Origin of the sequence: Mechercharimyces sp. CAU 1602 (assembly GCF_024753565.1) — a bacterium.
Taxonomy (GTDB): domain Bacteria; phylum Bacillota; class Bacilli; order Thermoactinomycetales; family JANTPT01; genus Mechercharimyces.
The window spans coordinates 839,944-864,063 of sequence record NZ_JANTPT010000001.1; the positions used below are offsets into that span (position 1 = coordinate 839,944).

At 44.4% G+C, this 24,120-nt stretch carries 23 protein-coding genes; 20 read left to right on the forward strand and 3 right to left on the reverse strand.

Annotated features, from left to right (window positions below; translation table 11 throughout):
• The first annotated feature begins 185 nt into the window (after window positions 1–185).
• Window positions 186–1,379: an amino acid deaminase/aldolase gene (locus tag NXZ84_RS04445; RefSeq protein ID WP_396654003.1), complete on the forward strand. Its 1,194-nt coding sequence runs from the start codon at window positions 186–188 to the stop codon at window positions 1,377–1,379.
• On the forward strand, window positions 1,367–2,722 hold the full coding sequence (locus tag NXZ84_RS04450; protein WP_258839071.1) for a D-arabinono-1,4-lactone oxidase: 1,356 nt from the start codon (window positions 1,367–1,369) through the stop codon (window positions 2,720–2,722). Before NXZ84_RS04445 ends, NXZ84_RS04450 begins: the two co-directional genes overlap by 13 nt.
• A 139-nt stretch (window positions 2,723–2,861) precedes the next feature.
• On the opposite strand, the gene NXZ84_RS04455 is transcribed toward NXZ84_RS04450, so the two are convergent.
• Entirely contained in the window at window positions 2,862–3,209 is a 348-nt protein-coding gene (locus tag NXZ84_RS04455; RefSeq protein ID WP_258839072.1) for an ASCH domain-containing protein, read from the reverse strand.
• Window positions 3,210–3,395: 186 nt separating this feature from the next.
• Window positions 3,396–3,614 (reverse strand): hypothetical protein, encoded by a 219-nt coding sequence (locus NXZ84_RS04460; RefSeq protein ID WP_258839073.1) that lies wholly within the window; start codon window positions 3,612–3,614, stop codon window positions 3,396–3,398.
• Window positions 3,615–3,773: 159 nt separating this feature from the next.
• Here NXZ84_RS04460 and spoIIM point away from each other — a divergent pair, with 159 nt between their 5' ends.
• Entirely contained in the window at window positions 3,774–4,478 is a 705-nt protein-coding gene (gene spoIIM, locus NXZ84_RS04465; RefSeq protein WP_258839074.1) for a stage II sporulation protein M, read from the forward strand.
• 12 nt (window positions 4,479–4,490) lie between these two features.
• Here spoIIM and NXZ84_RS04470 read toward each other — a convergent pair whose 3' ends face one another.
• Window positions 4,491–4,691, reverse strand: a complete 201-nt coding sequence (locus NXZ84_RS04470) for a hypothetical protein (RefSeq protein WP_258839075.1) — start codon at window positions 4,689–4,691, stop codon at window positions 4,491–4,493.
• A gap of 127 nt (window positions 4,692–4,818) precedes the next feature.
• Between NXZ84_RS04470 and NXZ84_RS04475 the strand changes: the two genes are divergently transcribed.
• From NXZ84_RS04475 to spoVAEA, 17 genes are all read left to right on the forward strand, one after another.
• Entirely contained in the window at window positions 4,819–5,382 is a 564-nt protein-coding gene (locus NXZ84_RS04475) for an NUDIX domain-containing protein (protein ID WP_309495558.1), read from the forward strand.
• A 108-nt stretch (window positions 5,383–5,490) separates the two neighbouring features.
• The gene (fur, locus tag NXZ84_RS04480) at window positions 5,491–5,970 is read left to right on the forward strand and encodes a ferric iron uptake transcriptional regulator (RefSeq protein ID WP_258839077.1); all 480 of its coding nucleotides are present in this window, start codon (window positions 5,491–5,493) and stop codon (window positions 5,968–5,970) included.
• A gap of 93 nt (window positions 5,971–6,063) precedes the next feature.
• Entirely contained in the window at window positions 6,064–7,197 is a 1,134-nt protein-coding gene (ald, locus tag NXZ84_RS04485; RefSeq protein ID WP_258839078.1) for an alanine dehydrogenase, read from the forward strand.
• Between the two features lie 64 nt (window positions 7,198–7,261).
• Complete coding sequence (locus NXZ84_RS04490) at window positions 7,262–7,507, forward strand: YqzK family protein (RefSeq protein ID WP_258839079.1); 246 nt, start codon at window positions 7,262–7,264, stop codon at window positions 7,505–7,507.
• Between the two features lie 149 nt (window positions 7,508–7,656).
• Window positions 7,657–8,853, forward strand: coding sequence for a phosphopentomutase (gene deoB, locus NXZ84_RS04495; RefSeq protein WP_258839080.1), 1,197 nt, complete (start codon window positions 7,657–7,659; stop codon window positions 8,851–8,853).
• An 18-nt stretch (window positions 8,854–8,871) separates the two neighbouring features.
• Window positions 8,872–9,693, forward strand: coding sequence for a purine-nucleoside phosphorylase (locus NXZ84_RS04500; protein WP_258839081.1), 822 nt, complete (start codon window positions 8,872–8,874; stop codon window positions 9,691–9,693).
• 60 nt (window positions 9,694–9,753) lie between these two features.
• On the forward strand, window positions 9,754–10,581 hold the full coding sequence (locus NXZ84_RS04505; protein ID WP_258839082.1) for a purine-nucleoside phosphorylase: 828 nt from the start codon (window positions 9,754–9,756) through the stop codon (window positions 10,579–10,581).
• Window positions 10,581–11,906, forward strand: coding sequence for a pyrimidine-nucleoside phosphorylase (locus tag NXZ84_RS04510; protein WP_258839083.1), 1,326 nt, complete (start codon window positions 10,581–10,583; stop codon window positions 11,904–11,906). The genes NXZ84_RS04505 and NXZ84_RS04510 overlap by 1 nt, the downstream gene beginning before the upstream one ends.
• Window positions 11,907–12,096: 190 nt before the next feature.
• Complete coding sequence (locus NXZ84_RS04515; protein WP_258839084.1) at window positions 12,097–12,606, forward strand: DinB family protein; 510 nt, start codon at window positions 12,097–12,099, stop codon at window positions 12,604–12,606.
• A 158-nt stretch (window positions 12,607–12,764) separates the two neighbouring features.
• A complete protein-coding gene (locus NXZ84_RS04520) occupies window positions 12,765–19,274 on the forward strand; it encodes a hypothetical protein (RefSeq protein ID WP_258839085.1) in 6,510 nt (2,169 codons plus the stop codon).
• Window positions 19,275–19,432: 158 nt separating this feature from the next.
• A complete protein-coding gene (locus tag NXZ84_RS04525; RefSeq protein WP_258839086.1) occupies window positions 19,433–20,659 on the forward strand; it encodes a D-alanyl-D-alanine carboxypeptidase family protein in 1,227 nt (408 codons plus the stop codon).
• Window positions 20,660–20,733: 74 nt separating this feature from the next.
• Window positions 20,734–21,129 (forward strand): anti-sigma F factor antagonist, encoded by a 396-nt coding sequence (spoIIAA, locus tag NXZ84_RS04530; RefSeq protein WP_309495562.1) that lies wholly within the window; start codon window positions 20,734–20,736, stop codon window positions 21,127–21,129.
• On the forward strand, window positions 21,126–21,578 hold the full coding sequence (gene spoIIAB, locus NXZ84_RS04535; RefSeq protein ID WP_258839087.1) for an anti-sigma F factor: 453 nt from the start codon (window positions 21,126–21,128) through the stop codon (window positions 21,576–21,578). The genes spoIIAA and spoIIAB overlap by 4 nt, the downstream gene beginning before the upstream one ends.
• Window positions 21,579–21,586: 8 nt before the next feature.
• On the forward strand, window positions 21,587–22,357 hold the full coding sequence (gene sigF / locus NXZ84_RS04540; protein ID WP_258839088.1) for an RNA polymerase sporulation sigma factor SigF: 771 nt from the start codon (window positions 21,587–21,589) through the stop codon (window positions 22,355–22,357).
• A gap of 111 nt (window positions 22,358–22,468) precedes the next feature.
• The gene (locus NXZ84_RS04545) at window positions 22,469–23,092 is read left to right on the forward strand and encodes a stage V sporulation protein AA (RefSeq protein WP_258839089.1); all 624 of its coding nucleotides are present in this window, start codon (window positions 22,469–22,471) and stop codon (window positions 23,090–23,092) included.
• Window positions 23,076–23,498, forward strand: coding sequence for a stage V sporulation protein AB (locus NXZ84_RS04550; RefSeq protein WP_258839090.1), 423 nt, complete (start codon window positions 23,076–23,078; stop codon window positions 23,496–23,498). The genes NXZ84_RS04545 and NXZ84_RS04550 overlap by 17 nt, the downstream gene beginning before the upstream one ends.
• Window positions 23,499–23,513: 15 nt before the next feature.
• Complete coding sequence (gene spoVAEA / locus NXZ84_RS04555; RefSeq protein WP_309495564.1) at window positions 23,514–24,089, forward strand: stage V sporulation protein SpoVABEA; 576 nt, start codon at window positions 23,514–23,516, stop codon at window positions 24,087–24,089.
• The last annotated feature ends 31 nt before the right edge of the window (window positions 24,090–24,120 follow it).

Consider the following 24,120-nt stretch of genomic DNA (forward strand, 5'->3'; position numbering starts at 1 on the left):
TTAGATTGCAAATAAATAGAATAAATGAAATTGTTATGGTGATATCTCCTTTATTTACAAAAATAATATAGAGATTTCGTTCGCGTGTCCTGCAAGCTCACAATAAAAGCTGTACATTTTGCGCCATATTTCTTAAAATTAGATTATATCATTATTTAGATAAAGTCTGAGAATGAGGAGGTCCGATGTTGTCACGAACATATCTAGAGTATCGCACCGCGTTCGCTCATATTGCTAAGCCATTCGCATATCTCGATTTGGACCTACTCGAAGAAAATATGAAACAGATCATCCAGCGAGCACAAGGAAAACGTATTCGAATCGCGAGTAAATCTCTTCGTAGTGTTGCCCTCATAAAGCGTATACTTTCAGCTGCAGACTGTTTTTCTGGAGTGATGTGTTTTACCATTCCTGAAGCACTCTATCTGTCGCAACAGGGATTAGATGATTTATTGGTAGCGTATCCAGCATGGGAAAGATCGCACTTGGAACAGGTGTTGAAGTTGAATAGTGAGGGGAAAGTACTTACCGTTATGGTTGACTCTAGTGTGCATCTTAAGCATCTAGAGGATATCGCTCGAGCACATGGTGGTCAATTTCGAGTCTGTATTGATGTGGATATGTCTTTATCTTTGCCTGCTCTTCACTTCGGGGTTCGCCGTTCCCCTGTACGTACTAGTTCAGAAGTAGAATTGTTGGTGAAAAAAATTATGGCTTCCCCTCATCTTCATTTGGATGGAATCATGGGGTACGAGGCGCAAATAGCTGGAGTAGGGGATCACTATCCTGGGCAATGGGTTAAAAACAAGATGATTCATTGGTTAAAGCAACGTTCCATTCGTGATGTGGCGAAGAAAAGAAGGATCATGGTGGAAGCGATAGAAAAGCTAGGGTGTCAACCCCGCTTTGTAAATGGTGGCGGTACAGGAAGTCTTGCATCTACATGCCAGGAGGAAGTAGTAACGGAAGTGACGGTGGGATCTGGTTTTTATTCGCCGGTGCTCTTTGATTACTATCGTGAGTTTCGCTATCAACCTGCGGCAGGTTTCGCTCTGGAGATCGTACGAGTGCCTGATGTGAACCACTTCACCTGTTTAGGCGGGGGATATATTGCATCCGGGTCTACAGGAACGGATAAGACACCGAAGCCATATCTTCCGGACGGGTTGCGACTGTTAGCGATGGAAGGAGCAGGGGAAGTGCAGACGCCTGTCTATTCTCCACGCTGGATGGATTTACAATTAGGGGATCCCATCTTCTTTCGTCATAGCAAGGCCGGAGAGCTATGTGAACGTTTTCGCTATCTGTATTTATATCAGGGTGGACAAGTTGTCGAACGTGTAACCACATACCGAGGTGATGAACAATGCTTTCTGTAACAACGAACGAAGGTAAGCAAAAATGGAAAAACTGGTCGGGAGATGTTGAGTGTGAACCAGCCCAGCTTTCTACTCCACAAAGCATAGAAGAAATACAAGCTTTGCTAAAAAAGTGTGAGAGCGAAGGTAGGCAGGTGCGTGTTGTCGGTTCGGGACACTCTTTCAGTCCATTGGTGCAAACGAATGATATGATGATTTCACTCGATGGCTTACAAGGGATCATACATCATGATGTGGAGCGAGCTGAAGCGGAGGTATGGGCGGGGACGAAGCTGTATACTTTGGGTGAAGAGTTAGCTGCTCGCGGCTTCGCTCAGGAGAATTTAGGAGATATTAATGCGCAGTCCATAGCAGGCGCGGTTAGTACGGGCACCCATGGGACAGGGGTTCAGTTTGGTAGTTTATCCACTCAAGTGAAAACGGTTACACTGTTAACAGCTACGGGTGAGGAGAAAACGTTCTCTACTACGGAGAATGCTTCGTTACTCCCAGCAGCACAACTGTCACTCGGCTCTTTAGGCGTGATTACCAAACTTACGCTTGCACTCCTGCCAAAGTACTGTTTGCGATATCAGAGTGAACGAGTGTTGTTACAGGATTGTTTGGCTCGTTTAGATGAGTATAATCAAAATCATCGCCACTTTGAGTTTTATTGGTTTCCTTATACAAAGTGGGTGCAAATAAAAACCATGGATCAGACAGACGAAGCACCGACGGGAACAACTTTGTGGAATCAATTTAATAAGACAGTAGTAGAGAACGGTCTTTTTTGGCTAGTATCCGAATGTTCTCGCCTGTTTCCGCGAACGAGTCGTTCGGTGAGTAAATTATCGGCGCGAGGAGTACCAGTCTTGCATGAGGTAAATGAAAGCCATCGCCTTTTTGCTAGTCCGCGCTTAGTCCGATTTCATGAAATGGAGTACAGTATTCCCGCAAATCGTTTGCCTGAGGTGATGGAAGAGATTGAAGTATGTGTGGAAAAGCATCGCTTTGCTGTACATTTTCCGCTTGAATGCCGTTATGTGAAAGCGGATAATATCTGGCTAAGTCCAGCTTACGGTAGAGATTCTGCTTTTATCGCAGTTCACATGTATAAAGGAATGCCATATAAAGAGTACTTTGCTGCACTAGAGGAGATTTTCCTCCGTCATGAGGGTCGTCCTCATTGGGGGAAAATGCATACACAGTCAGCAGAAGAATTGAAAAACCGTTATCCCAAATGGGAGGAGTTCATGCGTGTGCGAGAAGAATTAGATCCTGCAGGTCTCTTCCTTAATCCCTATTTAAGGCGGGTGTTTGGGGTGGAGATGAGAGAGAAAATAAGTACACACATGGATGGATAAGTGAAGGGCGAGTAGGTGATCTTCATTTTTAAAAAGGCTATGTTCAAGTTTAGTGTTGATACTATAAAAAGGACTTCCAATTATATGGGAGTCCTGAGAGTTATCGTCTTATCAAACTAATGCTCCAGTAAGTGAGATATTAGCGGTTTAAATATTTTATTGTAATTGCTAATGTTCCACATTCCTTCTCTTGTTCGGGAGAATATATTTCATAAGTTCCATCAACCATTTCTTGAATTGTCCAATCTTCACAATCGAGTTCCTGAAATGGAATATCCTCATACATAGCTTGAAAGGTAGCGTATATATTTAGGTCTATTACTTCTACTTGCATTGTTTCATCTTGTTCAGGAACCTTTATGAATTCAATTGTATCTCCGACCTTAATCTTTCTTCTTTTTTCATCATTTAAGCGTACTTCAACTTTTTTCTTACCTTCTTTAATTGAATTGAAATATTCACCATATAAACCCATTTGATGTATCACTCTAAATTCACCTCATTATTTATGCCACAAAAGATTGTCTTCTCTTGTTATTACTTGCGTTAGTTTAATAAATACGAAATATTTATACCTTAAACTTAGATAACCGTAATGTCTGGACTAGTTGGAGGACGGTTTCTTTTTCAACTTCTTTTCGATCTCCAAATACTTTTATTAAGATGGCTTACATCATATGAAAATGGATAGGCTGATGCCTGCTCCACATAAGAGAAATCCAAGCAGAACATACAGAGTAGCACGACGTCCATTTTTCTCTTTTTCTGTAATTGAGCGACTAGCTTCCACCTGCGCATCCATATACCCTTCGTCACGGTTTCCCAGCGCCGCTTTTGCCATGTATAGACAGATCAGCCCTGCTAACACCAAGAGGATACTGATGGTTGTCATTTCAACACGCCTCCTTCATTCCGATATCATTAATGGAATTACCTATGTACCTTTACTATTCCTTCTACCAAACAAAAAGAGAGTGAAACTAGCATATCCCTATCACTTATACATAGAGATTTAAGTAAGAACGTAAGTGGACAAGGGGAGGAAGAGAAGATGAAACGGAGTATGGTGGGTGAACGAAAGAGTGGAATTAGGCGATTAAAACGAAATCGTTTGAGTGAGAGAATGAAGCAGAATGTGCAACTTCACCTCTCACAATATGTGTTTGTTCTTGTCCTCTTTATTATGGGGTTAATTTTTGGCGCAATAATCGTTAATACGTTGTCTCCAACCCAGAAAAAAGAGTTAATCCATTATATGGGCTTTTTCTTTCAAGGCTTGGATCAACAAACAATCGCAGACCCCAAGATCGCTTTTCAACATTCACTGGGAAGCCATTTGAAAACCCTAGGCTTGATGTGGATCCTGGGTTTGTCGGTGATTGGTATTCCGTTTGTTTTGCTACTCATCTTTTTTAAGGGTTTAGTCATTGGATTTACTGTAGGTTTTTTGGTTAATCAACTCTCTTGGCAGGGTCTTTGGTTTGCTTCTCTTTCTATCATTCCACAAAATCTGCTGGTTGTACCGGCTATGATGATGCTAGCGGTATGGTCGATGCAGTTTGCTTCACTATTGATTAAAAATCGACTGATTGCTCGTAGAGGCACCATTTACCCACAATTCCTCTCTTATGCTATGGTTGCAGTCGTGTTGGTAGGAGTCTTTTTGGTCGCCTCTATATTGGAAGCATATATCTCTCCCTGGCTGATGCGTACTGCTATTCCAGAGACAGTGGCACTTTATATTTGGTTGATATAGGGTGAGGGGGGGTTATAAGGTATGATCAATCACATGGGTGTTCTCCTTAGGAGTATGTACGCCCTTAGTGGTTACAGTAGTTTGAGAAGAATTTATGCGCTCAATATATTGAGCGACGGTGAGGTTGTGTTGTGCTAGTTGGCGTAGTACGGCTCTTACCTGCCACCCTTTGCCGATGATGCGCAATTGGTTTGAACCTGTTTCGATACGCATGTTGTTTCCTCCCTTTGTATATCTGTATGGCACTCATTTTTTCCACAGTACTCTTTGGATAAACCGTGTTTTTCTTCTTTAGCAGAGTATGGTAAAATGACTGAAGGATTTTACCTATAGATAAGGAGTGAGTGAGTTGAGTCACCTGGAGGAAAAAACGATCAACAGTCAGGTTCTTTTTGAGGGACGAATTATTAAAGTACAGATTGACGAAGTATCTCTTCCCAATGGCAATACATCAACCCGCGAATTGGTGAAGCATCCAGGGGCGGTCTCCATCCTCGCGATAACAGAGGAAGAGAAGATTGTATTGGTTCGTCAGTATCGCAAACCTTTAGAGAAGGCGATATTAGAAATTCCTGCTGGTAAAATAGACCCAGGTGAGAATCCGCAACACTGTGCGAAGCGTGAGTTGGAAGAAGAGACAGGTTATTTGGCACAGGAGATGGACGAAGTGCTTTCTTTTTATACTTCCCCTGGGTTTTCCGATGAGATTGTATACATATACGAAGCGAAAAAGCTTACTCAGGGAGAAGCCAAACCAGACGCCGATGAGTTTGTAGAGACGGTAGAACTGACACTGACGGAAGCACTTGAGAAAATCTCCTCGCATGAAATTCACGATGCCAAAACGGTGACGGCTATTTATTATTGGCAAAATCAGCTCCTACTGGCTAACGAAAAGAAGTAAGACAAGGTAACATTATAATCATTATTATCTAATACCTCTTGTTATCTGTTTGACTTCTCCCTTATCTCTCCAATATAATGAAGGAAGAGATTTTTGGGGGGTGTGGATGTGGAAGATCGGGTCAGTCAAATTAAGCAACAGTTGTCATCCCATAGTTATAAATTGACCCCTCAACGGGAAGCAACTGTCCGTGTTCTCCTTGAAAATGAAGAAGAGCATCTCAGTGCAGAGGATGTTTATCTGTTAGTTAAAGAGAAATCGCCTGAAATTGGCTTAGCCACTGTATATCGAACGCTGGAACTCTTGAGTGAATTAAGCATCATCCATAAATTAAACTTTGGTGATGGCGTTACCCGCTATGAGTTTCGAGCGGAAGGGGCAGAGCATCATCACCATCATTTAATCTGCCTCCATTGTGGTACGGTGGATGAGATTGTTGATGACTGGTTAGGTGAAGTGGAAGAGCGTGTGGAGCGAGAATTAAATTTTTATATTGTCGACCATCGACTAACCTTTCATGGTGTATGTCACCGCTGTAAAGATCTCGTGAAAGACCCGGGTAAGTTGGTAGGTGCAAAAGTAACGTGAGATTGATGCTATCGATCTCGCGTTTTTATATGAATTCGAGTATGAACAGATAGAGGAGAGTGGTATGATAAGGGGGAAAAGGAGGGGTAGATCATGATTATTGGGGTACCCAGAGAAGTGAAAGATAATGAAAATCGCGTAGCCATCTCTCCTGCAGGTGTAGATGTGCTTGTTCGTGCGGGTCATCGCGTGTTAATTGAAACTGAGGCGGGGATTGGAAGCGGTTTCACGGATGAAGTGTTTATATCCCGTGGAGCAGAGATTGCGACCGAAGCGGAACCTGTCTGGAGTAAAGCAGATATGATATTAAAAGTGAAGGAACCTCAGCCGAGCGAATATGATTTCTTTCGTGAAGGGCTTATTTTGTTCACTTATCTTCACTTAGCACCGCTTCCGGAATTGACGAAAGCGTTGATGGATAATAGAGTGACGGCGATTGCATATGAAACGATTCAACTTGATAATGGTGCGCTACCTTTGCTAACACCGATGAGTGAAGTTGCAGGGCGCATGTCCGTGCAAATCGGAGCTCAATACTTAGAAAGAACCAAAGGGGGAAAAGGTACCCTGTTAGGCGGAGTTCCTGGTGTTTTGCCGGGAGAAGTGGTGATAGTCGGTGGGGGTACGGTAGGAACGAATGCTGCCAAAATAGCGCTTGGGATGGGGGCCAATGTAACCCTACTCGATGTTAATCCGGATCGGATGCGGCAGTTAGATGATATTTTTGGTGGACAAGTTCGCACGCTGATGTCCAATACGTTTCATTTAGCGGAAGCGGCTCGGAAAGCCGATTTGTTAATCGGGGCCGTTCTCATCCCAGGTCACCGTGCACCCAAATTGGTAACGGATGAGATGGTTGCAGGGATGACACCCGGTTCCGTTATCGTCGATGTGGCAATCGATCAAGGAGGATCGATTGAAACGATAGATCGCACAACTACCCATTCAAACCCAACGTATGAAAAGCACGGGGTTGTTCACTATGCGGTTGCCAACATGCCGGGAGCGGTTCCACGAACCTCTACTTTTGCGTTAACCAATGTGACGATTCCTTATGCCTTAAAGATTGCTAACCAAGGATTAGGAAAAGCTATTCTTAGCGACCATGTATTGGCACGTGGTGTAAATGTGATGGGTGGAGCGGTCACCTATGAAGCTGTAGCAGAAGATCTGGAATTCCCCTATGTCCCTTTGATGGATGTTTTGGGAGATCGGGTTGTTCATTAATCATAATGGGACATCCTTTTCCATACGATAATAGCAAAGTCATGGAGAAGGAAGCGAAGCAGATATGATTATATCGTTACGCCGACTTGGACAGTGGTGTAAGTGGTTGATGTGGTTTCTTATATTATGTGTCCTCTTTTTTCAAGTACTTCATTGGTTTTCGGAAGTGAAGATGCCCACACACCAATATCGTGAGCCCCATGGGCGAGCAGTAAAGGTGATGGCCTCATATGGTGAAGAAGGGAGCGCCTCTCGTCACTTGTACGATATCGAGCAGCGTTGGCTCCTCTTTTACTGGATAGGGGAATAGTGGGCACTCTTTTGTTCAACTTCACGGTTAGCCAGTAGCTCTGTTATAATGATAGAATGCGTTCACACATAGATCTGTCATACCGCAAGGTATTTTTCTCTTTGCGGGATTTTTGCTTTTAAAAAAGAGAGTAAAGAGAGGTGTACGACATGGATTCATTTAAACGGATCGCCCTCATTGTGTTAGATAGTGTGGGCATTGGTGCTCTACCAGATGCGCTCGAATTTGGTGACGAAGATGTACATACCCTCGGTCACATCGCCAGCTATCGTAATGGGCTTCACATGCCTAATATGATGAGAATGGGATTGGGAAATATTGAACCCGTTGCAGGAATTCAGCCAGCTGAACACCCAACCGCTCATTACGGCAAAATGTTGGAAATATCAAAGGGAAAAGATACAACAACAGGGCATTGGGAGCTAATGGGTGTCCCTACCTTTATTCCCTTTCGAACTTATCCAGACGGCTTTCCAGATGAATTGATTCTTGAATTTGAGCGACGAGTGGGACGTAAAGTGTTGGGTAATAAAGTGGCTTCAGGTACGGCGATAATTGAAGAGTTGGGAGAAGAACATATGACGAGCGGCGCAGTAATTGTATATACATCTGCCGACAGTGTATTCCAAGTAGCCGCTCACGAAGAAGTGATTCCCCTCGAGGAGCAGTATCGGATTTGTGAGATCGCACGTGAACTGACGTTGGATGAACGATTTGCAGTAACCCGAGTGATTGCACGCCCATTTAAGGGTGAAGTAGGCTCGTTTGCGCGTACTGCAAATCGCAAAGATTATTCGGTAAAGCCACCGCATCCTACAGTGATGAATAGGTTAGTGGAGAAGGGATATGAATCGGTTGCCCTCGGTAAAATATCCGATATTTACGACGGTGAAGGTGTAACTGACTCTACTAAAACAAAGTCGAACATGGACGGGGTCGACCAGTTAATCAACACGTTGAATCGACCGTTTACGGGGTTGGCGTTTGTTAATCTGGTTGATTTTGATGCAAAATATGGGCATCGGCGTGATCCGATGGGCTATGGTGATGCGCTCGAAGAGTTTGATCGCCGTCTGCCAGAGATTATTTCTTCATTACGTGAAGAAGATCTATTGATCATTACTGCCGATCATGGGAATGATCCAACCTATCGTGGAACGGATCACACGCGGGAATACGTGCCGCTATTAGTTACAGGCCCTCGCTTAGCTGATGTGGGTGCTTCGCTTGGTATTCGTGAAACATTTGCCGATGTAGGAGCGACGATAGCAGATAACTTTGGCTTGGAACAGCCACTTTATGGACATAGTTTTTTGTCTGAGCTCCATTTACAACAGATTGATTAAAGAAGAGGGGATTTAGCAATGGAAGAGTTACTACAAAAAATTGAGGAAGCAACTGGGTTTATTCAGCAGCAGACGGAAGTGGCACCGGAGTGGGGGCTCATACTGGGATCGGGTTTAGGTGTACTCGGTAGTGAAATAACAGATGCGGTTACGATCCCATATAACCAAATCCCGCACTTTCCTACATCAACGGTGGAAGGGCATGCTGGTCAACTGGTGATCGGTACATTGGAAGGGAAAAAAGTTGTTGCGATGCAGGGACGTTTTCATTATTATGAAGGCTATTCGATACAAGAAGTTACCTTTCCAGTACGAGTGATGAAGGCATTAGGTATTGACAAAATGCTCGTTACAAATGCGGCGGGTGGAATTGATACCAATTATGCAGCAGGAGATCTAATGATTATCTCCGACCATCTTAATTTTGCATTTCAAAACCCATTGATGGGTAAAAACGAAGAGTCTCTAGGTGCACGTTTTCCAGATATGTCAGATGCATATAGTGCTCGCTTACGCCAATTGGCTCACAGTGTGGCGGAAGAACACGCAACGAAGTTACAAGAAGGCGTCTATCTTTGGTTGACAGGACCATCATATGAAACACCAGCTGAGATTCGCATGATGCGTAAACTGGGAGCTGATGCGGTTGGGATGTCTACCGTACCAGAGGTGCTGATAGCTCGTCATGCTGGAATAGAAGTGTTAGGAATATCTTGTATTGCCAATTTGGCCGCTGGAATCTTACCACAACCTCTTTCACATGCGGAAGTGATGGAAGTAGCTGAGCAGGTGAAACCACGCTTTATCCAATTAGTACGAGGAATTGTTGCACAGGCATAAGGAAAGTGCGATATGAAAGTGGGATATAGAATAGTAAATGATTTTTAGGAGGAAATAAAGATGGAGAACCGTATGATGAAGATTGATGAGGCACGTGCCTATATTGCGAGTAAAATTAGCGCAGCACCGGAGATTGGTATGATTCTTGGCTCCGGACTGGGCGTCTTAGCAGATGAAATTACAGATGCTGTTCATATTCCTTATGATGAGATTCCTCATTTCCCTGTTTCTACAGTGGAAGGGCATGCTGGACAGTTAGTGATTGGTACTTTAGAAGGGAAGCAAGTGGCTGCTATGCAGGGGCGTTTCCACTATTACGAAGGTTATAGCCAACAAGAAGTTGTCTTTCCGGTGTATGTGATGAAAGCACTCGGTGTGAAAACCTTAGTGGCAACGAATGCAGCCGGCGGAATGAATAAAGATTTCCAAGCAGGGGATCTGATGTTGATTGAAGATCATCTAAATATGACAGGGAGCAATCCATTGATCGGTCGCAATGAAGATGAACTAGGCCCTCGCTTCCCCGATATGTCTACAGCTTACTGTGCCGATTTGCGTGAACTAGCGAAAAAAGTTGCGGCAGAGCAAGGAACAACGGTACAGGAAGGTGTTTATGCAGGAATCAGCGGCCCTAACTATTTATCACCAGCAGAATTGGTGATGCTGCGTAATCTTGGTGGCGATGCTGTCGGTATGTCCACGGTTCCTGAAGTGATTGCAGCCCGTCATACCGGCTTAACCGTGTTGGGCATCTCATGTATCACCGATATGGCGATTGGAGAAGAATTGGAGCCTCTTACTCATGAACAAGTAATGGCAGTGGCTGATCGGACACGCCCTCGTTTTATTCAACTGGTAAAGGGGATTGTGTCTGAGGTGAAGCAGTAATGGGAATGGTAGACTGGATTCGCAAGAAGCGTGATGGTCAGGAGTTGACCACAGCAGAGATTGAACAACTTGTAGCGGGGTACACGGAAGGTCGTATTCCTGACTATCAGGTGTCCGCCTGGGCGATGGCAGTCTATTTCCAAGGAATGAGCGCTCGAGAAACGGCTGATTTGACCATGGCAATCGTAAAATCAGGTGCTCAAGTCGATTTGTCAGCGATTCATGGAAAGAAAGTGGACAAACATAGTACAGGTGGGGTAGGAGACACTACGACGCTCGTACTCGGACCCTTGGTAGCTGCATGCGGAGTGCCCGTTTCTAAGCTTTCAGGCAGAGGATTGGGGCATACGGGTGGTACGATTGATAAGTTGGAAGCAATCCCTGGATTTTCAACTGAGATGGGTAACGCGGACTTTAGTAAGCGTGTCAACGAGATCAGTATAGCGTTAGCTGGACAATCTAAAGATCTCACTCCAGCGGATAAACAGCTGTATGCTTTACGTGATGTAACAGCAACGGTAGATTCGATCCCGCTGATCGCCAGTTCCATCATGAGCAAAAAGATTGCTTCCGGTGCGGATAGTATTGTGCTCGATGTGAAGTATGGTCAGGGCGCTTTTATGAAGAACGAAGAAGATGCGGTCCAATTGGCACAAGCGATGGTGGCTATCGGAGATCAGGTCGGACGCGAAACGGTTGCATTGATCAGTAATATGAATCAACCCCTTGGACAAGCCATAGGCAATGCTTTAGAAGTACAAGAGGCGATTGATACTCTGCGTGGGCGTGGTCCGCAAGACCTGACAGAGTTGTGTTTAGCTCTAGGAGCGCATATGGTTTCCTTGGCAAAAGATATACCGGCAACGGAAGCGCGGCAACAGTTACAAGCCAAACTAACAGATGGGACAGCGCTAGAAAAGTTTCGTCAGTTTGTTGTGAGCCAAGGAGGAGATGCGGCGGTTATTGATGATGCGACAGTTTTGCCACAAGCCCCGTATCGCATCCCTGTAATTGCAGAGCAGGCGGGCTACATCTCTAGTCTTCAGGCAGAAGAAGTGGGGTTGTGCGCGATGCAATTAGGGGCAGGGCGTGAGACTAAGGAGTCTGTGATCGACTTGTCGGTCGGGGTGTTGTTACACAAAAAAGTTGGGGATGCAGTAGAGATGGGCGAAGAAGTGGCTACATTGTACGCAAATGAGCAAAGCAAGGCAGAGCAAGTGCGAGCACGTCTTTTACAAGCGATTTCGATCTCGTCAGAAATGGTGGAGCCACCTGCACTCATTCACTCTGTTATCACAAAAGATGGTATTCAATATTTAGCTTAAGTTTAGTTTGAGAAAATACCTTCTCCTTTATGAGGGAGAAGGTATTTTGCTGTGTCAAGAAGAAGCGAGGGAGATAAAGTGTGGATCTTCCTAAAGGAAATGGATGGGAGGAGAAAGAATTAGTAGAGGGAGTCAGCAGTAATCCTGATGACTCGTGTTGGCAACTTATTATGGAAAAGGAAGTGAAACAATGAGCGCTGTTTTACAAGGGTTAATGATGGAGATTAAGCACGAAGCAAAAGCAACCCGCACACTGATTGAACGCATACCCACAGACAAGCTTTCCTGGAAGCCACACGAGCGTTCTTCTTCATTAGGTGAATTATCGATGCACATGGCCAGCCTATTAGGAGGGTTTTCTCTCATCTGTAAGAAAAATAAGGTGCAGGTAAGTGAACTTCCTCCTCCAGAAACACCTTCAAAGACAGAGGAATTGTTAGCTGAGTTTGATCAAGGATTGGAGAAGCTTTTAGGGATGCTCGCAGAGATGAGTCAGGAGGAAGCACTAGAGGAGTGGAGCTTGCTAGATGGTGAGCGCGTGATCTTTACCGCCCCACGTATTGGTGTGATCCGTTCGATGATGTGTAATCATCTCTATCACCATCGTGGTCAAGTGACCGTATATTTACGATTGCTCGATGTTCCGCTCCCTTCTATTTATGGACCTACTGCGGATGAGAATCCATTTGTTAAGCAGTAAGGATAACTCTTTCGATGCATAAAGAAAAGACTCCATCTAAACGGAGTCTTTTCTTTATGTATCAGCCTGTCCGCCATTCTAATTTATAGGATGGCTGAATAATGGATGTAAAGAGGAGGAATGACCTTCTTTTTTATGATGACAGGGGAGGGTATAGGATGAAAGAGGAGCAGGGATCAGAGCGGAAACCTCAAATTGACTTCCGATATGAGGAGGGTCAGGCCTATCTAATATGGGAGAAAGAGGCTTGTCCAGAAGGATATGATTTGCTGGTTGAATTTGTCGACGATGAGGGAGAACCGCTAGCCGAGCAACCGAAAATACGGTTTGATGAAAACAAAGCGATTTTAGAGAAGGATGTGAATGCAGGCGAAGAGTACTGTGTGCGAGTGCAGGCCTATTCTCCTTGGAGTGAAATTCAAAAAATTATTATCCACAATGTAACCCCAGTAGAAGATGTAGAAGTGAGCTGGTCTCAGGGAGCTCTCACAATAGATTGGAAGTATTTCACTACCAAAATGGATTTCTTTGAAGTTCACTTAGTAACGGACGAAGGGGATCGCCTTTTTAAAGTAGAGAAAGAGGAGCGACAACTGGTCTTAGCAGGATCGGAATTAATTGATGGTGCTTTTTATCAAGTTGCAGTGCGTGCCTGCCGCGAAGGATCATTTAGTCAATGGGTGTCAGCTTCTCCATTTACACTAGATAAACAACAACCGGATGCTAGTTGCTTACGGCAATTGTTAAAGCTGATGAAGGAGAAATGGGAGGCAGAACAAGAAAAGGAGTTTTTCCTCCGCTATAATTGGATCGACATACCAGGTTTTCAAACCATGATAACTACTTTGTTAGGGGAGAAGCGGGATTCGCTCCCGATTGCTGAAAGCATAATTGAATATAATCCGCATCATGTAGTTGTAAAAGGTCGGAGTTCTTTTCCGTTTGCTAAAAATGGAAGAGTTAAGTGGTGTTTCACTGCCCAGGATGAGCAAATCACATGTTCACTAGACATATCATTGGCAGAAGCGTCGGTACAGGACTTATACCGTGGAGGAATTCTCCCAGACAGTTATCATGATTCTGTCAAGTGGTATCAACAATTGGCTCCTTTATGTGGGGTTAAACTGTCATTGGATGCAGCAACGCAATCATTCAGATTGACAGGGGATGCCATTTCATGGAGTCTACCTTTGAGTAAAGAGCAATTTAACTGGACAGCGGTGTTTCCATTCATAAGTAAACAAATTGCGCATGATGAGTATGGTGAATACGTCGTATGGGAGGCAAGAGCCAAGTCTCGGATTGTGTGGGGAGAACTTGGAGGGAGTATCCCTGTTATCATTACCCTTCCACAAGGGGAAAACGGGTGGAGTATTCAACTAGATAAAGCTGAGATGAAAAGCTATTCTTTTTCTCATTTTTCGTCACTCGCTTCTCTACTTCAACTGCAAGAGATGCAGCTCCCGCTTCCGATTACATCAGGCAAGAATTACGAGCTCCAAGACTTTTGTATGAAACTGGATCAGGCTTCTTTAACGACATGGAATGTAGAGGCTGTGATAGCTTCTAATGATGAGGGATCTAAATGGGAGATAGTACCAGATCATGTTTCGCTTTCCAAGATGATTGCTACAGTGCAGACCACTTGGCCACTAGCAGATGAAAAGCCAAGTATTATGACGGGAACAATACAAGGTGATCTATGTATTGAAGGAGAACAGGTAGCAACTGCAGTAGTCGAAGTGCCCGCAACGGAAGGCAATTGGGAAGTAAGTGTGGAGGTAGGGAAGCAGCAGTTAGGGGTTAGTCAGTTACATTCCTTTTTTCAAGGCGATACTTCCTATGTTCAACAAAAAGTACTTCAATTTGGACCGTGGGATTATGCCAGTGTCGATTCTCTCTCTTTTACATGTGAAAAGAGTTCACCATGCTCCATTCATTCCCTCTGCTTTAAAGTAAGTGGCAACAATTGGACACTTCCGCATGCCAGTTGGTTTCAGGTAGGCGATGTCTCTTTGGAGTGGGAGTTTGAGCATCCCCACTTACCTGAAGAGAGGCGAGCCAGTGGCAAAATAAGTGGAAACATGAAGTTAAATGAATTGCAGTTCGGGGTATATGCATCATTTGTTGAAGGAGAAGGGAGCGTATGGACTCTTCGTCTGACGACATTCTCTTCGATATTACCAGGGCTACAGACACTGACAAACTTTATCCCGTATGAGCAAGTGAGTTCATTCTTACCTGAACAGATGCCACTTGATACAACGTTTGGATTAGAGGGATGGGAAGTTGAGGTAGATGCAGAAGAACTAGCGATCACGAGTCTACGGATTCTGCTTAAAAGCCATTCTCCGTGGGAAAATTTTATTGGCGCGCTCTCATTGGAGAATATTGTGTTTGATCTGTGTCTCGACCGCATCGGCGCAGGAGAGAAACATATATCATCGCATATATGGGGTTCAGCGCAGTTGGGTGGGGCTAGTATCCAATTGCGTGCAGATAAAGAAGAGGTAGACGATGATTGGATTTTCTGTGGGGAAACAGAGGGTCCTAAAGCACTTCATGTAGCACCTGCACTGGAGCAACTACAGATGAGCTCTCTTTTGCCGGAGGATGATTTTTCAACACTTCTTTCCTTTGAGCAAGCCAGCCTCTACTATGATCTCTGGCGTGAAGAAGTTAAATTAACAGGAAAAGGAAAACAAGTAATTACATTCCCGCTTGCGCAGGAATCCCTCATCTTAAAGCAAGTGGCAGGACAGTTTAACTGCTATGCTGTAGATGGAGGATATGGTGAGAAAGAAGCTTCTGGTTCGCTACAAGCGGAGTTCGTCTGTGGGACATTGTCGGGAGAAGCGGTTATCCCATTAGCGCGAGAAGAAGGGAAAACGCTCATTCAACTCGATGTAACTGAAGAAGCGGCGATGGACATAAAGTCAACATTATCCCAGTGGTTAGATGATGATCTGTTTAAGGAGACCGGTACATCCTCCCCGTTTACCAACCCACTTATAGTAACAGGTATAACGGGTGAATACGATCTTAGGGATGAAAAATTAACTATTTATGGAAAATCTAAAACAGACAAAACAGAAGCCTCTCTTTTCGACAGTGTGCAATGTATAATCGCGCGCAAACAGAACGTAGATGAATGGGGAATCCTGTTACTGGCACAATTACAAGATTGGCGAGGGCAAGATATACACTCTTGCTTCGAACGCATCCAAGACCAATTTTCATTTGATGAGAAGGCAGGACTCCTATCCTATTCGACAATGGATAAAAAGAGCGAAATTACGACTCAGCTGCTACCACTAGAAGAAAGACTGTCGATTCAACCTGGGTGCTATTTTTACACGCTCACAGAATTTAGCCAAGGATCATTAGCAAATAATACGAAGGTAGTACTAGGGTTAAAAGATCAATTTTTGCTCTCTTGTCAATTGTCAGAGGATGAATCCCCGGTATTAACTGCTCACTTGGGTGATCACGAGGTATTTGGTTACTTGCCATTCTGCAATGTTAAGATGAGCTATCCTACGCGTGAGAGTACGCATTTGAATTTGCATGGGCAGATGTGTGCAAAAGTGGATGGGGTGTCGTATTACTTTGAAGGTACCTTCTACGTTGGGGAGGACAAAGCTGACTTCCATGCGCTAACAGAACAAGTATTGTCCAAACCTTTTGGTATGCCGGTTATCAGCCTATACCAAATTGGTTTGATGGTGACTTGTCCGTTCGTCAAAGGTGAGATGCAAGAGTACTGCGCTGATCTTGTAGGTGAGGTTAATGTGTCTGGGAAAGAGCTACGTGTCACCATTCCACTCACGAGTGAGGATACGAGTTTAGTTTGTATGACGTTGACGGATGCAAAGGGCGAGGAGATCTCGTTGCCACTTAGCGATCTATATCAACATTTTGTAAAAGAAGAGTGGCCCGCTCTGCCAGATTTGTGTTTGAATCATGGTGAGCTCTGGTTTGTGCCTGGTAATGAGGAGATAAGTCACCAGGGGTTAGCTTATCCTCCTGGATTATATGGTTTATTTGGTAGTCAGCTTCTTTTCCTACCAGATATGACGTTGGAATTAACCTTCCCCGTGATAGCAGAAAATGTTCTGTCTGTTTCCGCCTATGCCGAATGGGAAGAAAGCATTGACTGGGGCTTTGTTCGCTTTGAACAGACGAGCGAACAAGGAGAAGAGAAGGCAGGCCCCTGTCTTGAGATCGACAGCACTGAACCGGAAATGAGAGTGCAGACAGGATTATCTTTATTTTCCCAGCCAGTGGGGGATGTCACGCTACAAGTGGAGGGTGAGAACTTAGAAGGGGTATTTGCTCCCGCTCGTTCATGGGGTGTGGAGGACGAAGAATTGATTCCATTCATATGGAACGAAGCAGGGTTATGCGTGAAGAATTGGACTCTACGCGGATTTTCGTTGGCTCCATTCACTTTGCATAACCTAGATGTATTACCACTTTCTCCAGCCTCTTTGATTGGTTCTCTTCCAATTGATACAAATTTTGATCTAGAGCTTGACCTAACGATTCAACCACCAACAGATAAAGAACGGAGTAAATTAATCGTTCAACTAGCTGGTTCATGTGAATTGGAAGTGAGAAGTCGAGCATATCAAGAGGAAAGGTTTTTCCCTGTAGATTTTACCGTGCCTTCGTTTGAAATATCGTATCCGGAAGATGGGAATTTCACCTGGGAGCATTTTGTCGAAGAGTTAGCCAATCAAGTAAAAATCGCACTTGAAATTCAAATAGCAGAGTTATTAGACCAACCTTCATTTCTGGCGAAAGCACTCGCGCTTAAAGGAATTACGTGGCGCAAGTCAGTGTTGTGTGAAGAGCTGGTGCGGCATGGGCTTTCAAGTGAGATGGCAGAACGCGTAATGAAACAGGCGGCTTCCGCGGAAATAGGGTTTCTCCCTCTGGGTGAGGGTGAACCGATTCCGATTGGAGGTGTGATCGCAACATTAACAGAGGAAGAGGTAACGATCACAGCTGAAAAAGTGCAGGACGGTGAAGGCAGTTGTCTTGCTTTTGCTGAAACTCAACCAGCGGCACCAGAGCTGTTGTTTGAGACAGACCAACTCTTCATACGATGGCAGCAATATGAGAACCTCCCCTATGTGTGTTATGGATTTATTCTGAAGGTGGGAGAGGAGCTAGTACCTCTTTCGGCAGGTCATTTCCAAGAAATAGAAGTACCGCTGGAAGGTCGTTTCTGCGGAGAACAAGTATCAGTGCAGCTAGTGGTAGCAGACGGTGGTTTTATTAGTGATCCTAGTGAGCCAACGACGTTAAAACTGTTAACACCACCACAGCAAGTTAACTCCATATTTAAAGAAGATGCTCTCCATGTACGTTGGATTGGAGTAGACGATGCGAGTCAATATGAAGTGAGGGTATGTGATGAGAAGGGAATGGAACTGGCTGCTGTAACAGCTACAGAAACGACAGCGAAGATTGTAACGGCTTTGTTAGCTGCAGGTGGAACCATGCAGATTCAAGTGCGAGCGTTAGCAACTTCAGCGATTAGCCCTTGGTCGGAGACGAATCAGCTAAGGATCGAAAAGTTAAATTCTCCGCAGGGATTGACGCTCCAGATGCAAAACACTGTGCTAGTGGCAAGGTGGCAACCTGTTCCGGGTGCTACCAGTTATAAGGGGCAGCTGACCTATAAGAATGGTGAGCGTCTATCCCCTCACCCAGATATCATGTTAAACGGGACAGAGGCGTTTATTCATGGGAGTTCGTTGATTGATGGGGTAGAGGTGCATGTCTCTTTCCGAGCGACGGCAGATAATGCGACGGGGGATTATTGTGATCCTCTCCCGTATACCATTCATGTGTTGGAGGCGCCGCGTAATCTGAGTCTCTTTTATGATGGTGAAAACCGAATCGTTCATGCGTCTTGGGATGAAGGGAAGGAAGCGGAGGGGTATGTGGTTGAGATCCGTGACGAAATGGGAAATTCACTCTTGTCACAACCGCAATTACCATTTACTGAAACAGAAGTAGAGTTCCCAATTGAAAAGTACCCCAGTCTGTTTGGGCGCAAAATTCAATTTGCTGTGCAGGCGATTTCGAGTAAAGCGGAGAGTGGTTGGAGAACCGAATTCCTAACAGTGATGGATCTACCTGTACCTTCAATTACATCTATACAAAATCGCGGGTCGATGGTCTTTGTAGAGTGGGAAGAAGTAAAAGAGGCGAGTGGTTACACTTTATATGTGTGGAACCAGCGCAAAGAGCAAGTAGAACCAGCTCCACCTATCAATTACGAGGGGAATTCAGCGACCATCGACGCAAGTCATCTTCGTGCAAATAAAGATTACCTACTGCAAGTACGTGCTTTTGCGGATCAATCACATTCTGCACGTAGTCATCTCGTCCAATTTCACTATGCGTATCAAGAACCAGAAAACTTTATTCTACGACTTAAGGAAAAAGGCTGTTCCGATAGTGAGTTGGCGGATGCGTTTCAATCTTATTATCCGCACTTGACTCCAAAAGCGTTGGTGCGTGCTCTCTCCAAAAATCATTACTCAGCTGAAGAAACGATTGCGGTGATTCAGGAGATTTCACCCAACCTTACAACAGCAGAGCTGGCTGGATTACTCTCTAGCAGTTATTTGGAGGATGATTTCAAGCAATAAGTTGGTGTCAAAACCGATGGGAAGCTGAACAAGAGAAGGACGTTGATCCCCTGGATTAACGTCCTTTTTTTGTGCGATGATCTCCTGCTAGCTGTATGGAATAATAACCCTGTCACTGGCTCACAATAAACGTAGTTTAGTGAGGAGGGAAAGACCCGATGCGAACTCGTCGTATACTCAGTCTCGTGCTAATAAGTTTAGTGTTAATGGGTAGTTTAACTCCCAGCCATACAGTGTCCGCAACAGAGAAGGAACTGGCGGATAAAGCGAAATCAGCGATACTCCTAGATGTAGATACTGGAACCGTTTTATATGAAAAGAACGCAGATGAGAAATTACCGCCCGCCAGTATTACCAAGGTAATGACCATGCTTCTTGTAATGGAGGCATTAGATGAAGGACATCTGAGCATGGAAGATAAGGTGCAAGCAAGTGAACACGCGGCTTCCATGGGAGGCTCACAAATTTTCCTCAAAGCTGGAGAAGAGATGAAAGTGGAAGAGCTGTTAAAGGCGATAGCGATTGCTTCTGCCAATGATGCTACTGTGGCGGTTGCTGAGCACTTAGCAGGAACGGAAGAAGCCTTTGTCCAGAAGATGAATCGCAAGGCGAGCGAATTAGGGATGACTCATACAAAATTTCGTAACACCAATGGTTTGCCAGAGCCAGATCATTACACGACTGCTCGTGATATCAGTACCATGTCAAGAGCTCTCTTAAAGCATCCAGAGATAACACGTTTTACTGGTGTATATGAAGATTATTTACGCCAGGAATCTAAAACCCCGTTTTGGCTCGTTAATACGAATCGGTTAGTAAAGTTTTATGAAGGTATGGATGGGTTGAAAACCGGCTTCACTCAGGAAGCAAAGTATTGTTTGACGGCAACTGCTGAGCGGGAAGGGATGCGTCTCATTGCGGTGGTGATGGGAGAACCAGATGCAAAATCCCGCAATCAAGAGATAGCACAAATGATGAACTTTGCTTTTAGTCAATATCGCACTCATGTATTGTTTGATCAGGGTGATGTGATTGGAGCACGGGAGATAAGCAAGGGTGAAAATCCGCAATTACATGTAAAAGCAGATCGGCGCATGAGTATTTTGATGAAGCGCGGAGATAAGTTAGAGCAGTTTGAAGTGGTTACTTTGTGGGACCCATTAAAAGCTCCGGTGAAAAAAGGGGATACGGTGGGGAAAGTACAGGTAAAAAAAGAAGGTGAAGTGGTAGCTGACTTTATTCTGACCAGTGGTGACGATATTGATCGTGCTCGTTGGTGGACACTCTTTACACGAGCTACGAAAAAGATTTTGTTTCTCCCCGATGGTGTGCAAGATCCAGAAGGTGAAGATAAGCAAGAAAAAAAGAAGGAAGTGAAGGAATAAGGGAAAAACGAGGGAGGCTAAGACAGCTTCCCTCGTTTTTTCTGTTATTTTGTCGGGGGAGAAGGAAGTGGGATGTGGATGGAGAAAGGGTAGGGAAAATGGAGGGAGTGTGGGCGATGAGTTTGCATGTCGATGTAATTTCTTATCGAAATGTATTGGTGGTGCGTTTGGCGGGGGAACTGGATCACCATACGGCAGAGGAGGTGCGTACCCGAGTAGAAAAAGAGCTGGAGACAGGGATGTATCGCAATCTTATTTTAAACTTACAACGTTTAACCTTTATGGACAGCTCGGGCTTGGGAGTGGTATTGGGACGCTATAAAACAATGGCGGAAAAGAAGGGGACGATGAGGTTGTGCTCCGTTCAACCTTCGGTGTCACGCCTATTTCAGCTATCTGGAATTCATAAAATACTAACCGTATATGATACTGAGGAATCTGCATTAACAGCATGTGGGGTGGCATCATGAGTCAGGTACATAATTTTATGGAGCTCTCCTTTGCCAGCCGCTCAGAAAATGAATCTTTTGCTCGTGTTGCTGTAGCTTCCTTCGTCTCGCAATTGGATCCTACTTTAGAAGAGTTAACTGATATTAAAACAGTGGTTTCAGAAGCAGTTACCAATGCCGTTATCCATGGATATGAGGAAGATGCCGCTGGAATTGTTTGGATTAGAACAGAGATGACCGGAGAGGGGATTAAGATTGAGATCAAGGATGAGGGTTTAGGAATTGGGGATGTGGATGAAGCAAGACAGCCTTTGTATACTTCTAAACCAGAGCTGGAACGATCGGGAATGGGCTTTACTATTATGGAGAATTTTATGGATCATGTAGAGATCGTTTCGGAGAGAGGGAAGGGAACGACAGTTCGTCTTACCAAGCAATTAAAATCTCATCGTCAGCCGACGAGTCATTGAGGCGCTCTATGGATTCAGATGTTCGCAATTCCAAACATGCCCATCTGTCCGATGAGGAAGTGAAGAAGTTGATCGTGGCTAGTCAAGGAGGAGATCAAGCAGCGCGCGATCGCTTGGTAAAACACAATATTCGCTTAGTTTGGTCTGTGGTACAGCGATTTTTAAATCGTGGCTATGAGGCGGAAGATTTGTTCCAAATCGGCTGTATCGGCTTATTAAAAGCAGTAGATAAGTTTGACCTCACTTATGAAGTAAAGTTTTCTACTTATGCGGTGCCTATGATTATTGGCGAGATTCAACGCTTTTTGCGTGATGACGGGATGGTAAAAGTGAGCCGCTCTCTAAAAGAGCTAGCCAATCATGTACGTAAAGCAAAAGATGAGTTAATGAAAGAGATGGGTCGCTTACCCACTATTTATGAAATTGCTGAGCGCATGAATGTAGAGCCAGAGGAGATCGTATTTGCACAAGAGGCAAATCGCTCTCCCACTTCTATCCATGAGACCGTTTTTGAAAACGATGGAGATCCCATTACATTGATGGACCAAATTTCAGATGATTCTGGAGAAGCATGGTTTGATAAGCTCGCATTGAAAGAGGCGATTGAGCGATTAACGGAACGAGAACAGCTGATCGTGATGATGCGCTATTTTAAAGATCAGACTCAATCTGAAGTGGCACAGCGATTAGGTATTTCTCAAGTGCAAGTTTCGCGTCTAGAGAAAAAAATCATTCGGCGCATGCGCGAAGAGATTGGAGGTCAAAGTGAGGAGGGATAGAGTTTGTAAGTAAAACGGCATACGCTCGCTGGGCATCCACCTGTAGGTGGGTGTTTTTTTGTCTCGTATGGGAAGCATACTAGAAATGGAGTAGAGGTAGGGGGATAGGGAATGCATGCAAAAATCGTTTATTTACGGTTACAAAAACGTGTAAAAGTAAAGCCGGGACAAGTGTTGCGTCTTGCTGATGTGTGCCAGATCATCGTGGATGAATCATATCAGTCCATCCGTGAAATTCCCATATACCAGTCCAAATGGTCAGATGGCACTTTAGCAGTGATTGATGTGATTGATGTTATTCAGACCATTCACCGTCACGAGCCCTCCCTCGATGTACGTAATCTGGGCGGGGGGCAAACGATTATTGAGTGGCCTACTTCACATTGGATTCCCAAAGGATATCTAGTTTGCTTTGTGTGGGTGTTGCTCTTCGTCGGTTCAGGGCTTGCCATCATGAACTTTCATAAAGATGTAAGCATGGAGGCGGTGTTAGAGCGAATTTACTTTTTAATTACGGGTATTCATTCGACTCGTCCACTCTTAATGCAGATTCCGTACTCTTTTGGAATTGGAACCGGGATGATTTTGTTTTTTAATCACTTGTTTAAGCGTCGCTTCAATGATGAGCCTAGCCCCTTAGAAGTAGAGATGTTTTTATATCAAGAAAATCTAGATCAATATGTGATAGATAATGAAAAAGAGCGGGAGAAGACGATTCGTGGCCCTTCTTCATAATCTACTTTTAATATTTATCAGTTTTGCGGGTGGAATTGCAGTTGGAAGTGGGTTTGTGGCTTTTATTACTGTCTTAGATATTGTCCCACGCATGGCCCGTTTTTCGCGCAGCCCAAAAGCAATTCATCGCTATGAATATGCTTTTGTATGGGGGGCATTAGTATTTACATGGCTGGATTTTCGGGATATTTCATTAGCTTTTCCCGTGGAAGTAACGATCCTTCTTGGGATTTTGGCAGGGTGCTTTGTCGGTTTTCTAGCTGGTGCATTAACAGAAGTGGTCAACGTACTTCCAATTTTGTCTAAACGTCTGCGGATGGAACGACATGTAGTTACACTATTGATGGCAATGGTATTTGGTAAAGTAATCGGTTCACTCCTGCAATGGATTATTGGCATTCCATAGGGAAGGGGGATTATGATGGGAACACGAAAGGTAATCTTAGTGACAGACGGGGATCGCATCGCATGTCAGGTGCTAGAGCAGATGGCGCGTCGTATTGGGGGACGTTGCATCTCTACATCAGCAGGAAATCCGACTCCCTTAACGGGGGCAAAGATTGTAAAACGTATCAAACAGGCGAAACATGATCCAGTGTTAGTGATGTTTGATGATTGTGGAGCCCGTGGAGTAGGACAGGGAGAGCTTTCGCTCAAATATGTGGCGAGACATCCAGAAATCGAGATTTTAGGTGTAATTGCGGTTGCTTCGCATAGTCGTATGACTCGTTGGGCGCGAGTAGATGTTGCGATGGATCGTTGGGGACGCAAAGCTAGGTTTGGAGTAGATAAGAATGGGTTTCCTCTACGTGCGAAAGCAGGACAGAAAGAGCCTCGCATTTATGGGGATACGGTGGGGGTATTAAATGAAATTGAAGAGATTCCTTTAATTGTTGGGATCGGGGATATAGGAAAGATGGATCAACATGATCATATAGAGATGGGTTCACCTGTTACGATGAAGGCGATTCGCCTGATTTTAGCTAAATGGAAATAAAAGCAAGATTGCAGTTGTAGAGGAGGTATAT

Coding starts and splice junctions, on each gene's coding strand:
- NXZ84_RS04445 (WP_396654003.1), top strand. CDS start 186: ATGTTGTCACGAACATATCTAGAGTATCGCACCGCGTTCGCTCATATT.
- NXZ84_RS04450 (WP_258839071.1), top strand. CDS start 1,367: ATGCTTTCTGTAACAACGAACGAAGGTAAGCAAAAATGGAAAAACTGG.
- NXZ84_RS04460 (WP_258839073.1), bottom strand. CDS start 3,614: ATGACAACCATCAGTATCCTCTTGGTGTTAGCAGGGCTGATCTGTCTA.
- spoIIM (WP_258839074.1), top strand. CDS start 3,774: ATGAAACGGAGTATGGTGGGTGAACGAAAGAGTGGAATTAGGCGATTA.
- NXZ84_RS04470 (WP_258839075.1), bottom strand. CDS start 4,691: ATGCGTATCGAAACAGGTTCAAACCAATTGCGCATCATCGGCAAAGGG.
- ald (WP_258839078.1), top strand. CDS start 6,064: ATGATTATTGGGGTACCCAGAGAAGTGAAAGATAATGAAAATCGCGTA.
- NXZ84_RS04490 (WP_258839079.1), top strand. CDS start 7,262: ATGATTATATCGTTACGCCGACTTGGACAGTGGTGTAAGTGGTTGATG.
- deoB (WP_258839080.1), top strand. CDS start 7,657: ATGGATTCATTTAAACGGATCGCCCTCATTGTGTTAGATAGTGTGGGC.
- NXZ84_RS04500 (WP_258839081.1), top strand. CDS start 8,872: ATGGAAGAGTTACTACAAAAAATTGAGGAAGCAACTGGGTTTATTCAG.
- NXZ84_RS04505 (WP_258839082.1), top strand. CDS start 9,754: ATGGAGAACCGTATGATGAAGATTGATGAGGCACGTGCCTATATTGCG.
- NXZ84_RS04510 (WP_258839083.1), top strand. CDS start 10,581: ATGGGAATGGTAGACTGGATTCGCAAGAAGCGTGATGGTCAGGAGTTG.
- NXZ84_RS04515 (WP_258839084.1), top strand. CDS start 12,097: ATGAGCGCTGTTTTACAAGGGTTAATGATGGAGATTAAGCACGAAGCA.
- NXZ84_RS04520 (WP_258839085.1), top strand. CDS start 12,765: ATGAAAGAGGAGCAGGGATCAGAGCGGAAACCTCAAATTGACTTCCGA.
- NXZ84_RS04525 (WP_258839086.1), top strand. CDS start 19,433: ATGCGAACTCGTCGTATACTCAGTCTCGTGCTAATAAGTTTAGTGTTA.
- spoIIAB (WP_258839087.1), top strand. CDS start 21,126: ATGAGTCAGGTACATAATTTTATGGAGCTCTCCTTTGCCAGCCGCTCA.
- sigF (WP_258839088.1), top strand. CDS start 21,587: ATGGATTCAGATGTTCGCAATTCCAAACATGCCCATCTGTCCGATGAG.
- NXZ84_RS04545 (WP_258839089.1), top strand. CDS start 22,469: ATGCATGCAAAAATCGTTTATTTACGGTTACAAAAACGTGTAAAAGTA.
- spoVAEA (WP_309495564.1), top strand. CDS start 23,514: ATGGGAACACGAAAGGTAATCTTAGTGACAGACGGGGATCGCATCGCA.